This window comes from Pararhodonellum marinum, from assembly GCF_015354735.1.
GTDB lineage: Bacteria > Bacteroidota > Bacteroidia > Cytophagales > Cyclobacteriaceae > Pararhodonellum > Pararhodonellum marinum.
On record NZ_JACEFJ010000023.1, the window covers coordinates 1 to 12,738 of the forward strand.

Here is a 12,738-nt window from a genome sequence, read left to right on the forward strand (position 1 = left end):
GATACAGCGGGCGGTACCGAGTGACTATGAAAATCAGTATCTTTAAGGAGTTAGGAGTAGGCATGAAGGGAACGTCTCTGAAAGCCCGCCGTCTCCAAGCTGAATCACGTTAGGCAACATGCTATAAGACGACTACTAATTTGAAATAATTTTAAATGACAAAAGATAAAATATTTATTAGCCATTCTTCCAAGGACAATGACTACGTGAAATCATTTGTAGAAAATATTCTCCTACTTGGACTTGATATTCCATCGGACAGAATATTTTGTTCAAGTATGGAAGGACAGGGTGTAAAAAGTGGTCAGTACATTCCAGACAGACTTAAAGAAGAAATCAACAAATCTTCTTTGGCTTTGCTATTTGTTTCAAAAAACTACAAATCGAGTGAAATATGCTTAAATGAAGTTGGTGCTGCTTGGGCAACTCTTAAAAAAGAATCTGTTATCCCAATGCTTTTACCAAATGCAGAATTTAGTGAACTTGGCTTTTTAGACCTTAGCAGATTAGGGTTAAAATGTTATGAACGAGAAGGTATTTTGAAACTAATTCAAGATTGTAAAGACGAATTAAATCCAAGTTTCAATCTGGAAAAACTTCATAAGAAAATAGAAGACTATCTAGGTAAAATTAATAAACTCATAAAACAAGAAACAACTTCATTAACAAGCGAATCTGAAGAAGTCGATGAATGGACAGATTGTTTTACAAATAATCTATACCCCCTAAACGAGATAATAAGAAAAGCTATTCCTGCCCATGAAGACGGGATTCATAAAATTGAAGACATCAAAACTCAAAATCAAATTCTAACCGACTTAAGTCAAGCTAAGTTCTTAAGACACTTTTGGTATAAACAAGCTGGCGGTGACTATTATGTCGAAAAGCTAAGAAAACTACCGACAGGAAATTGGCTTATATCAGGGTTTAATTGGGAGGTGAAAATTACTGAAATGTGGGTTTGCATGTACTCAGAGCTTCAATATGAATTCATTCTTATTAAATCTGCCGAATTAGAACCCTACAAAATTGATTCTGACATTGGAGGTACAAGTTACAATGTTGGCATACTCAAAGATGGAACAATAGTTAGTGAAAATGAAAGACAAAATGGATATGCAATAATAAATGGCGAGACAGTTAATTTGCATGAACATGGAGTTGAACCAAGAGTTCGAGATGACGAAAGCCATTGGGTTTTTCTAGTTTCAGACTATCATAAAGCGGGATACAATGCAGACGAGACAATTGAATTTTGTGAAAAATTAGACAAAGGTGAAATTGAAGTAAATGAGGAAAACATTTACCAATTTCTTCGGTCATTGAGAAATAATCCAGTAGTAATAAGATACCGATGAAAAAAGCACGATTGCCTTACACACGCTTTGCGTCATGCGGGGTGACGTGCATACATTCAAGTTCAGTTTTCCAATTGGGCTTTTGTGGTAGGTTGACAGTTTTGTGTTCCGAAAACTCGCACGAACGCAAAGCGTGGGAACGTTAGGTGCAAGCCACTGCAGTGAACCATTAACATATATGACAATAAAATTTAATCTAATTTATAATATAGTTAGTCTCATCTATTTTACTGTTATGATCACCTTTTGGGATTCAATAAATGATAAAATAGGATTAGCAGATGTAAAAGTATATGAGATTCTATTCATCTCGTTTTTTGTAATTAACTATCTATATTTAGGTATTGCTGATTATTTGGCTGAAAGAAATGTTTACTATGGTCTAACTAAGAGTTCTGCACAAGTAATGATCAATTTTACGATAGTAATTTTTACACTAGTAATAATTAACTTAATTCTAACTGGAGAGGGCAAAATGACCCTATCAAGACTGAGTCATTTAGAACTTTTAGGCGTGGGATTTTATTTTATTCTTTCAAGCATAATGACTAATAACATGTTCATAAGGAAATATGGTAATGACATATCGATAAAAACTAAATAAATTTTCGACGAACAAATAATCTATAAATTCAAGGTCACGAAGAAATGGCCAGCACCTAACAAAATAAAGAAGCAAAAAGGGCTTAAAAGGCAAAGGTTACTTTGCAGCTATTTATTAGATTTACTTTCAGCAGAAACTGAATAGATATTAATCCCTTTCTGCTACTTTACTAGACGTTGTGGGAAATGCAAAACGAGCATCGTACAAAATGATATAGATTAAAAAAAATATTAATAAATATGCACAAACTAAATTTACTGATTCCGAGATAGTGGATTGTTTTGACCAGTTTGATTTGAAAGGACAAAAGTATTTACGAAATAATTTAATAGCATTCAAACCACAAGCAGACCCAACTGACGAATTGATTTCAAAAGCGATTCCAACTATCCCAATAAAAGAGACAATGACTCCTGTGATACTTTTCAAGACAGAGACCTTTGAAATAACAATTAACAAAATTAAAAATTTGGCTGACTCTAAATTGAGAAATTCTTTTGTGATAATATTGAGCATTTTTAAAACAGCAGATATATTTCGCCGAGAGGCAGTTCATAAGAATGGGTGTAATCACGAATGGCATAATCCTGATTAACATGAATTATTTAGACTTTGGAAATATAAAAGCAATGATAAATAAGGGTAAGACCATAGAGCAATTTCTTGGTTTTACAAAAGGCGCCAATTTTACAACTATTAGGTGGATTTCATTATACCTAGATAAAGATGAATATTGCCTCGATTTTCATGAAGTGTTTGATGAAAGAAAAGAAGGAGGTGAAAATATTTATGATTTCTCATATGTTGAACCAGATGATATGTACGGAAAGAGAATGTACCAAACAAATGAATTAGAAACGTTAATTGATTGGATATTTGAAAACTATTCAATAAGGCGTGATAAGTTTTTACCTTTTGACTACTTGAATGAAGAACTTAAAAAAGTGTAATAATGCACATACCCACAACAGGCGTTTGGCTCAATGGCGGGTGAAGTGGTTAATTGAACATTCTACCCCGCATCAACTTTTGTGGTGTATTGACAGTTTTGTGCTCCGAAATCCGCCACTGTGCCAATCGCCAAAACGTTGTGGTGCATTTGAAAAAAAATGAGAAGCCTGATTAAAATATTAATTCTGATAATAACTTTAGGAATTTCAGATTATACTTTTGCAAAAGTAGAAACTGATACAATTACTACTTGGAGAATGACTAAAGATTCAGAGTTGTTAATTGAAAGCAACCATTTTAATTCAAAAATTTATGCTGTAGAATTAAATATTGTAGAAAAATATGAATACTTGAATATCTCTGTCTTTTATGATTTCAATTCTGATACTATAAATCGAAAAATAAAATTTATAGATGATAAAAAGACAATAGCTGAATTTGAAGATGACAACAATAGTAGATTGCCTTTTAAGTTACCAAAAAAGGAAATTGATAAAATATCGAGTGGAGTTTTAAACAAGCCTATTGCAATAGTCTATAATGACTCTATTAGCGAAAACGGAATTCTAATTGGTTTTGTGATATTTACAAAAGAGCAATAAAACTAAACTAAAGGAATGCAAATCAGAAAAGGAATATTGAATGAAAAGACAAATTGATTTTTTGAAAAACAGCTGGACATTAAGAATTGTATTAATTATCACAGCTTTTTATATTGGAATATCCCTTATATCAGGGGAAAAGGTGTCAATTTCAGAAATCATTATTACGTTTTCGTTTTCTTGTATTTCGTTTGGAGTTTTGGAAAAAAGCCAAGTAAAAGGAATAAAAAAACGCACCACAACAGCGCATAACAAAAATGGCGAGATTTGTGGTGAAACGAGCGTTTTGTGTTTTTTAGAAACTTAAGGTTTAACTGAAATGATTGCGCATTTTAAGTCGCCACCTATGTTATGCGCGGACCGTTTTAGGGCATTCCCCTTACTTTAAAAAAAGTTGAATTCGTAAGCAACCGGATTGGCGGAAGAACAAGAAGTAATTGAGAAAACGAAAATTTTATAATTATCTTATTTTCAGTTATATACAAAAACGTAAGTCAGAATTTAAAAGACAACCGTGAAACGAGCAACGAACCTAACAATAGGACTGATTTTCCTTCTAATGACAGCCTGTGGCCAAAAGCAAATAGAAACACCTGAACGAGCAATGACAAAGTTTGAAGAGTTTAAACTTAAAGAGAAGTTTGTCGAAGACGCTAAGCTCTTCTATCCAGGAATCGGAGATCCCACAATAAAACCCCTCTTGACAAAGAAGATAAACCTTGTTGCTGACGACTTCAGAAAGATTGCGGAAAAAGGAATAGCAACAGATGAGGAGTATCAGGATGCTATAAAAAGTGGACTCAAGAATTTTTCTGATGTCTACTTGCATCTGGATACTGAAGACAGGGAAAGGGTATGTAGCTATTTTGAAGAGCTAATGGACATTGTCGGATTGGAAAGCTCGGATGGCCACCTGAATCACTTTATGTACGGATTTGACCCTACAAAATCGCAACCAGCTGACAAAGAAGGAAAATAAAAGAAAACGCCCTATAACAGCGCATATAGCTTATGGCGGGATTATCGTAAATTCGGGATTTGACTTCTAATGGAGATTAACTTTGAAAGAAAGAATTCTGCTTCAGAAGCTGCCACAAGCCATACGCGCAAAACGTTATATGCTATTTTAGAAAAACACACCGCAAACAATGACAGACGACAATTTTGACATAAAAATATTAGACCTTCATTGGATAAAGGAAGATGACGACCCAACAGACCTTTGTGCACACGGACACGTTTTTGTAAAAATCGGAGACGAAATTGTAGCAGACAAAGACAGTTTAGACGTGACAGTTAGTGCAACAGCCTTGTATTTAATGCGGACACTAAAAGAAAATTACAAAAAAGACGACTACGCAAGTCAATTACTGCCTTGTTGTGGACACTTCATAATTGCAGACGATGAAAAAGACTTTGTAAATATTTGTGGTTGCCCAAGCGGAATTGATTGGACAATTATTCATGCTGAAGACAATAAAATTAAGCACTTAACTGATAGCGGACAAGAAGCAACTATTGACAAAGACGCTTATAAAAAAATAGTTCTGGACTTCGCAGACCAAGTTGAGAATTTTTATAAAACAAGTTTGCCAAAGACAATTCCAACAGACGACTTTGACAAAAAAGGTTACTTGACATTTTGGAAAGAATGGCGACAATTAAGAGACGAATGGAAATAAAAACAGCATATAACAGCCGTTTTGCAAAAGCGGGGGTTTCGTGCTTCTATGACAGTGAAGTGCTAAATTCAAGCTTCAGTGCTGGCAGACAGTTTAGTTCTTCGAAATCCGCTTCTTCGCCAAGCGCCAAAACGTTAGGGGTTATGCGAAGATCAAGCCACGAAATGAAGTAAACATGGGTTCAGAAAAGATTCTAAAAATTTTTGGCTTCATTGTTTTAGCCTTTCTATTCTATGGAATACCATTGTATTATGCCCAGCAAGTATTATCTGAAAACTTTTACCAAGGTGGTGAGTCATATTTCAAAGGCGCTGGTCACTTATTTCGAGAAAATTTGAAACTCGGACTATTTGTATCATTAGCCATTCAAATATTCGGGACAGCAATATTCGCTTTTATCTTGTTTCTGAGTCTAGACACTACCGTCAGAACCATGGCATTCAAAATACTACTCGTAATATTTTCAATCATTTTGATCATGGCTTTATTTTTCTATGGCAAGAAACTCACTTATTTTTCCACCGATTTTAATAGTTTTTCCAGAAGCTTAGACATTACTTCAGCATGGATATGCAGAATATTGGGAATTACATTGTCATATTTGATAGTTAATTTCGGAGAGAAAAAATTAAAAATAAGAAGCACAAACCCCTAACAGCGCATATAGCTTATGGCGGGATTATCGTAAATTCGAATTTTGACTTCTAATGGAGATTATCATTGAAAGAAAGAATTTCGCTTCGGAAGCCGCCACAAGCCATATGCGCAAAACGTTGTAGTACATTTTGAAAATGAAGAACATCTTAACAATGTTTCTGATTTCTATTTTAGGATTCAGTTGTTCAAAAAATGATTTTAAAAACACCAATCTGTACTTGGAGTTTGACAAAGAAGCATATCAATCAAATGACAACTTTGAATTGACTATTCGAATTGTACCAATCGAACATGAAAAAACTATTAGAATTTATAAAAGCCTGAATAATATTGAAATTTCATTTTTATCAAAAGCAGAACAATTTGGATTCCATCAGGTATTAAACGAACGTTTCATTGAAGGACCAAGTATGACTGGAGACGATAGTGAATATATTGATGAATTTACTATATCAAAAGATAAACCATTTGAAAAAAAGCTTTTTGGAAAAATTTCCGAATCTGAAACCGAAATAATATTTGAAATATCTGAATTGAAATTAAAGAATAAAATAAATAAAAACGATTTAATAGAAGATTCGAATATTTTAGTCAAAGGAATTTGCAGAACAGTGTATGGAATAGAAGGCAAGTCTTTTGAAACAAAAGAATTAAAAATAATAGTTGAATAAAAAACGTACTACAACAGGCCTTTGGCACAATGGCGGGTTAAGTGTTTAATTGAACATTCTACCTTGCATCAACTTTTGTGGTGTATTGACAGTTTTGTGACCCGAAACCCGCCCGAACGCAAAGCCCGAAAACGTTATGGGCAAGTTTAACACGACACCACAAAGACATAGAACTTGAATAGAAAACTAAAATATGGATTTCTAATAATCGGGATTATAATTACCTCGATAGTTGGATTTATTGGGTTCGGACTTTATGCAATGGAAGTAGAAGACCACTATGGAGACCTTCAAGAAATTTTTTATTCTGCGAAAAGTGGTGACCTGATTTTAAACAAAACGACTTCCGACTTTGGGAGAGTTGAAAAAGGTTGGACTCGCATCCAAATTAAAAAATCGAACAAAGAAATTTACGATTTATATAATTGGGTTTATCAGAACGGTGTAAAGACAGAAATAGAATTGTATAGACCATCGAAAAAGCTATCTCTTGATAAAATTTCTTATAACGAGCTGACTAACTTAATTGAAAATAAGGACTTGAAATTAATCAATCATAACTGACAGAAATGAATAGAATTCTAAAAATAGGACTATTGACTGCAGGGATTTTAATTTTAATCGGGCTTGGGTTAAAGGGTCGAATAATACACGAGAAATTCAGTTCAGAAAAATGGAAAAATTGGGAAGAAACAGAATCTGAATGGTAAGAAACAACTATGAATTACACGGAATGACTAAGGACGAAATAATTGAATTGCTTGGGGAACCTGAATCACAATACCAAAATGAATTTAGTTACTATCTTGGTATGGCGAAAAGGGGAATAGACATTGGAACCTTGACAATAAAATTTAATGAAGAAGGAAAAGTGACAAATTACATTGTTAGACGAAGTTAGAAAACCAGCCCATAACAGCACCTACCCAAAAGTGGCGGTTCAGTGGTTAAATCAAGCTTTGTGCTTCTATCAAAGTTTGTGCTTGGTTAACAGTGAATCGCTTCGAAATTGCCACCTTCGGGTAGCTGCAAAACGTTGGCAGAAAGGTATATAATGAAAAATGGAAAAGTTGATAGGACTTAATGAATGGATTTTAGATGAAGCTATCTCTGACAAAGAGAGATTAGCAGAAGCCAGCATATATCTGATATACCCCGACCTAGGGACTTTAAAAGATCTCTTGCCAAAAGAGAGAAAAAAAAGAATAGACCTTGAGCTTAGAGAAAGGTTCAGAGAACTGACTGATAGGATTTCAGTAAAAGAGTATTCTTTACTTGGGACGAAAAAGCGGCCAATAGGTATAAAAACTACACTAACATTTGATGCACTTAAAGATATCTCAACATTCGATTGCATTTGGCATATTTTCATAAATAAAATTAGCTCGGCAAAGAAAAGAAGGGTTAGAGCCTCACAGAGTTTTTACTTTATCAAGATGACCGTAGCTATTGAGATAGAAGGACTTCAAAAGGGTATGCAAACATTTGAGGAAAGATTTGTAATTGTAAAGGCAAAATCTCAAGACGATGCTTACCAAAAAATGGAGAAACAGAAAAAAAACTACGTTAAGCCATATCTAAACTCCGACGGCAGACAAGTTAGATGGAGAATAGAGAGTTTTGATGATTGTTATGAAACCGGTGTAGATAAACTGTCAGATTTTAATAACCCAGAAGGCGTAGAAGTTTATTCCAAACTCAAAAGTAGAAAACTTACGCCAGAAAGAATTTGGGATGGTAAATAAAAAGCCCATTTGCCAACATCACCTTGGATACAGCGGGCGGCACCGAGTAAATATGAAAATCAGTACCTTTAAGAAGTTAGGAGTATGCTTGGAATATACGGCTTCGAATGCCTGCCCACCTTCTCCAAGCTGAATCCCGTTGTGTGCCATGCATTAATTAAGATTTGACCATGAAAGTATCGTCAGACAATTTGAAGGTTCTATTTCTTCAGATACATAAAGCTATTGAGGAGACAGCCGACAAAGCAGCAACTAGTTTGACAAATCACTCGGCTGACGAATTAATAAGCTATCCACCAAACGGTGGACTAAATGAACTAGAAAGTGAATCACTAAAGACAATCAAGACGGACGACAACGTAAAGAGCGGACTGAGAAAAGTAATTGCAGACTCATGTGCGACTGTTGTTTTTGACATATTAGCAAACATTGACGGTGTTAGTGACCCAGTGACCGACTTTGAAAAATGGAAAGGAATAAAATTAGTTGACGACTCAGACGACATTGAAGCACCGGACGACTTAATGCTTCACGACAAATTGTACGACAGTTATTGGGACTGGAGAAAAAGAAGAGAAAACAAGGATTGGAAACTTGATAATCATACGGACTAAATGCACGGCACACAACAGCATTTTGTGCAATGCAATAAATTAGAATGACTAACAAAGAATTCAAAGACACATTGGACAAACTTCTTAAACCACACGGATTCAAGAAGAGAGGAAATGAGTGGACGGTTGAGACAACTGAACTTTGCAAAACGATTGACCTATAAAAATCAAATTTCAGCAACTTATACTACCTGAATTATGGATACAATTTTAAGGACTTGGACTATGATGGAACAAAGCACCATATTTATAACCGACTTGGTTCAACAGACACACATGTAAATAAAGTAATACAAGACACCTTTGACTTGGAAAAATCAATAGAGGATTCGACTCGAGTTAAAAATTTAAGTAACCTAACAGAACTTTGAAAACAACGCAATTAAGGCACTGAAAAATGATTAAAAGCTCTGAAACTGAAAAATATAATTACAAAATGATATTTAGATATTTGATTCTTTTCCTTATTTCAATTCTAGTTATAGCATGTTCAAAAGGACAGACTATTAAACAATTTGAGAATAAATTGGATGAAATAAAAAATTGGAATTTTAAAATAGCACAAAGCAAAACAGATACAACTAATTTGGTAGACTGGTTTCCAGAAAGCGAGATTAATATTGTATATAGCTTAAAATCGGATTCAAATTGTTTGAGCCCTTCTTTTGATTTTTACCCTATTGAATTAGAAAAGTACATTGAAAAAAAATTACTTAACTATTTGATATTACGAGCCACATTGTTTCCTCCAGCGCCAAAAACTTACAGGACAGAAAAGTATTTTGTCATTGGTTGGAATTTAGTTGATTATGATAGTTTTAAGTGCTGTGAATGTTCTGATTTAGAAAAAGAAATTATTAACAAATTAGGTTTAAAAATTAAAACTGACCCACAAGAAATTGATAAATTGATTAGGGAAAATTAATAAAAAACGCCCTACAACACGCCATATAACCAATGTCGGGCGCGGTGGCAGCTTGAAAGCGTCTGCCCCGCGCCAAGTTTTGTAACGGTTGACAGTGATGTCGCCCGCATTCCGCCACTGGTCATATTGCAAAACGTTAGCAAACATATTAAAAGACACGAAACATCAGAAAATTTATGAGTTACGATTTATATTTTTACCGTAGAAAAAATAACAAACAAAGTAATTCCGAAATAATATCAGAATTAAAAAAATTAGTTCCCAAAAATACTAGTGATATTGATTCACAAATAAATTATGAGAATGAGAGAACTGGAGTATATTTCCTGATTGATTTTAATGAGCCAAATACTGAAAAAGAGGATATTGAAATTTTTGATTGGTTTGATGATTTTGAAAATTTAAATGTAAATGCATCAATAAATTTCTTTCGTCCTGATTATTTTGGTAAAGAAATATTTCCAATCATTTCCCATTTCGTTGATAAACTAGATTTATATATTTTAAATCTGCAAGAGTTTGATGAATCAAAGCATATCCCTTTAAAATGGACTGCTAAGGAATTGACTGACCATTGGACGGAACATAATTCAATTGTCAGCAAAGCCCACAGTCTAGAATATGAGCTCAAATTTATGGATAAAGAGAAATCTGATTATTTTTGGAGCTATACAAGTCAAATAGATAAGTTTGAAAATGATATTAAGGAAGATATTTATATTCCAAATCCATTTGTTTTACAAAATAAGGATTCTAAAGAATTATTTACAGCAATTGCTTGGACTCAGGGTATACCGTTAATCTTGCCAAAAGTTGATTTCGTTATTATCCTCAAAAAATACAAAAAGCTTTTTAAAAATGTCGAGGAGAGTGGAATGATAAAATATCAAGATTTACTTGAAAAGTTTGCTTCTGCGTTTGAAGTATATGATTCTGAAAATAAGTTATTAATTCTAAGACAAAGTAATGCAGATAAGATTAAAAAAGAATTTAATGCATTACCAATATGGAAATCACACAAAGATTTTGGCCCAAGTGTGGGATTTGACGGATTTGTAAACCATAGATAAAAAAAAATACGTTTGCTAACAGCCGTTTTGCAAAAGCGGGGGTTTCGTGCTTTTATGACAGTGAAATGCTAAATTCAGGACAAGACAGTGGAGTGCTAAATTTAAGCTTTGTGCATCTAATCAAGTTTAGTGCTGAAAATCCCCGCCTTCGCAAAGCGGCAAACCGTTGTAGGGCATTATGAACAGGAAAGACAAGAAATATCAGAATGCAGTTGATATGGTGGCCAAGGAGCTTTCATTGAAAACAATAAATGAATTGATTTCAATGCCTGATTGGGGAAGTATTGAAAATCATGACAACATTCAACTTGGCTACTCAAAATGGAAAAGAGATGATGATATTTTACACATTCATATTCTAGCACAAAGAGCTGTGTTTCCGTTTCCCAGACTATGCAGGAAATATCATGCAGGTATAGCAATTGAAAACGGGAACATAAGAACGCTCACTGACAAGGAACTCGGAGAATACGACTAGAAACAATGAAAAATGAAATCATAAAGGAAATAGTCGTTAATGACGAAAATGAACTTCTTTTAAAGGTTATTGGAGAAGGCAGCCCAGATAATCAATACGTTTACAGAGAAGCAGCAGGTGTATATTGGGATGAAAATCAAAAGGGATTTAAGTCAACTCCAATTAGGGAATGGACAGTTTTAGAAGGGTTTTTCCACATTACAGATATAGTGAAATCAGGTCTGAATGTAGAATTGACAATTGATGAAAATGTAGAATGGAAAAATATTCCTGACGAAGAAAAATTAAAATAAAAAATGCCCTACACAGCGTATATAACTTATGGCGGGGAAAGTGGTAAATTTAAGCTTAGTGCTTTTTAATTTAGCTTGTTTTCGGTGGACAGGAAAGTGCTTCGAATACCGCCACAAGTCATATACGCAAAACGGTTAGCAGCAAGCGTAGAACGACACAACATCGAGACAATGACCAAGAAATTAATCATCGGAATAACTATTTTAGCACTAACAATAACAGCATTTTCAATGGGACTTTTTGAGAAATTATTTGGTAAGACAAATTCTGAAAAACCGACAACTACTTCTCAACCAACAGTTGGACATCAAGAAGAATGGGAGTTTTATTTCAGTAACGTGAACGACAAGTTAGGTTCGCTATTTGTTGACCTTGGTCTTCATAAAGTTGCTCCAATCGCGGACAAACCAAATGTTGTTTGGGTTTCTATAAAAATGAACAACCCAAGAGAAGATGGACTTTCATCGCAAGAAGAAAGCGGTTTGTTGGGCGACATTGAAGACGCTTTGGTTGACAAGATTACTTCTAAACACAACTCAATTTATGTAGGACGACTTACATCAGCCGGTGACAGAGATTTGTATTTTTATTTTGGCGACACTACACTTTACGACAAGACAATTTCAGAAGGTATGGTTCCTTATCCAAAATATCAATTTGACTTTGGCTCAAAGGAAGACAAAGAATGGGGTGGCTATTTTGACTTTTTATATCCACTACCGCAACAATTTCAGAGTATTCAAAACAGACGAGTAATTGAACAATTAGAAAAAGGTGGTGACAACCTGACAAAAGAAAGAGAAGTATTTCATTGGATTTACTTCAAATCGGAAAGCGACAGAGAAAAATTTCTAGAGAAAATTAAAAATGACAAATTCTCAATCGTTGACAAAGGAAGCGACAAATCCTGGGGCGAGTTTGCTTACCGACTTCAACTAAAACGGGTTGAAAAGGTTGACCAAAACAGTGTTGACGAATATGTTATTTATTTATGGAAACTTGCAAATGAAATTGGCGGAGAATATGACGGTTGGGAAACATCAATTGAAAAGGACTAACTATGACGATAGACAGAACGCCAGCAGGT

General features: G+C 34.2%; 18 protein-coding genes. All 18 read left to right on the forward strand.

Going from position 1 to position 12,738, the window contains the following annotated elements:
- Positions 1–155 precede the first annotated feature (155 nt).
- The 18 genes from H1A14_RS22625 to H1A14_RS22710 all read left to right on the forward strand — a co-directional run bounded on the left by H1A14_RS22625 (position 156) and on the right by H1A14_RS22710 (position 12,709).
- The gene (locus H1A14_RS22625) at positions 156–1,358 is read left to right on the forward strand and encodes a toll/interleukin-1 receptor domain-containing protein (protein WP_194778594.1); all 1,203 of its coding nucleotides are present in this window, start codon (positions 156–158) and stop codon (positions 1,356–1,358) included.
- Positions 1,359–2,191: 833 nt separating this feature from the next.
- A complete protein-coding gene (locus H1A14_RS22630) occupies positions 2,192–2,557 on the forward strand; it encodes a DUF5958 family protein (protein WP_317174922.1) in 366 nt (121 codons plus the stop codon).
- A 1-nt stretch (position 2,558) separates the two neighbouring features.
- Entirely contained in the window at positions 2,559–2,912 is a 354-nt protein-coding gene (locus H1A14_RS22635; protein WP_194778596.1) for a hypothetical protein, read from the forward strand.
- Positions 2,913–3,071: 159 nt separating this feature from the next.
- On the forward strand, positions 3,072–3,515 hold the full coding sequence (locus H1A14_RS22640) for a hypothetical protein (RefSeq protein WP_194778597.1): 444 nt from the start codon (positions 3,072–3,074) through the stop codon (positions 3,513–3,515).
- Positions 3,516–3,555: 40 nt separating this feature from the next.
- The gene (locus H1A14_RS22645) at positions 3,556–3,822 is read left to right on the forward strand and encodes a hypothetical protein (protein WP_194778598.1); all 267 of its coding nucleotides are present in this window, start codon (positions 3,556–3,558) and stop codon (positions 3,820–3,822) included.
- A 207-nt stretch (positions 3,823–4,029) separates the two neighbouring features.
- A complete protein-coding gene (locus tag H1A14_RS22650; protein ID WP_317174921.1) occupies positions 4,030–4,494 on the forward strand; it encodes a DUF4844 domain-containing protein in 465 nt (154 codons plus the stop codon).
- 169 nt (positions 4,495–4,663) lie between these two features.
- Entirely contained in the window at positions 4,664–5,197 is a 534-nt protein-coding gene (locus H1A14_RS22655) for a hypothetical protein (RefSeq protein WP_194778599.1), read from the forward strand.
- Positions 5,198–5,372: 175 nt separating this feature from the next.
- Positions 5,373–5,852: a hypothetical protein gene (locus H1A14_RS22660; protein ID WP_194778600.1), complete on the forward strand. Its 480-nt coding sequence runs from the start codon at positions 5,373–5,375 to the stop codon at positions 5,850–5,852.
- A 136-nt stretch (positions 5,853–5,988) separates the two neighbouring features.
- Positions 5,989–6,525 (forward strand): hypothetical protein, encoded by a 537-nt coding sequence (locus H1A14_RS22665; protein ID WP_194778601.1) that lies wholly within the window; start codon positions 5,989–5,991, stop codon positions 6,523–6,525.
- Positions 6,526–6,699: 174 nt separating this feature from the next.
- Entirely contained in the window at positions 6,700–7,089 is a 390-nt protein-coding gene (locus tag H1A14_RS22670) for a hypothetical protein (protein ID WP_194778602.1), read from the forward strand.
- Between the two features lie 169 nt (positions 7,090–7,258).
- Positions 7,259–7,426: a hypothetical protein gene (locus H1A14_RS23470; RefSeq protein ID WP_394355344.1), complete on the forward strand. Its 168-nt coding sequence runs from the start codon at positions 7,259–7,261 to the stop codon at positions 7,424–7,426.
- Positions 7,427–7,586: 160 nt separating this feature from the next.
- Complete coding sequence (locus H1A14_RS22680) at positions 7,587–8,270, forward strand: DUF4288 domain-containing protein (protein ID WP_194778603.1); 684 nt, start codon at positions 7,587–7,589, stop codon at positions 8,268–8,270.
- 170 nt (positions 8,271–8,440) lie between these two features.
- Positions 8,441–8,884, forward strand: coding sequence for a hypothetical protein (locus tag H1A14_RS22685; protein ID WP_194778604.1), 444 nt, complete (start codon positions 8,441–8,443; stop codon positions 8,882–8,884).
- A 397-nt stretch (positions 8,885–9,281) separates the two neighbouring features.
- On the forward strand, positions 9,282–9,809 hold the full coding sequence (locus tag H1A14_RS22690; protein WP_194778605.1) for a hypothetical protein: 528 nt from the start codon (positions 9,282–9,284) through the stop codon (positions 9,807–9,809).
- 176 nt (positions 9,810–9,985) lie between these two features.
- A complete protein-coding gene (locus tag H1A14_RS22695; RefSeq protein ID WP_194778606.1) occupies positions 9,986–10,879 on the forward strand; it encodes a hypothetical protein in 894 nt (297 codons plus the stop codon).
- A gap of 178 nt (positions 10,880–11,057) precedes the next feature.
- Positions 11,058–11,357 carry a hypothetical protein gene (locus tag H1A14_RS22700; protein ID WP_194778607.1) on the forward strand — a complete coding sequence of 100 codons (300 nt, stop codon included), beginning with the start codon at positions 11,058–11,060 and terminating at the stop codon, positions 11,355–11,357.
- Between the two features lie 5 nt (positions 11,358–11,362).
- Positions 11,363–11,650: a hypothetical protein gene (locus H1A14_RS22705; protein WP_194778608.1), complete on the forward strand. Its 288-nt coding sequence runs from the start codon at positions 11,363–11,365 to the stop codon at positions 11,648–11,650.
- A gap of 171 nt (positions 11,651–11,821) precedes the next feature.
- Positions 11,822–12,709 carry a DUF695 domain-containing protein gene (locus tag H1A14_RS22710; protein ID WP_194778609.1) on the forward strand — a complete coding sequence of 296 codons (888 nt, stop codon included), beginning with the start codon at positions 11,822–11,824 and terminating at the stop codon, positions 12,707–12,709.
- Positions 12,710–12,738 lie beyond the last annotated feature (29 nt).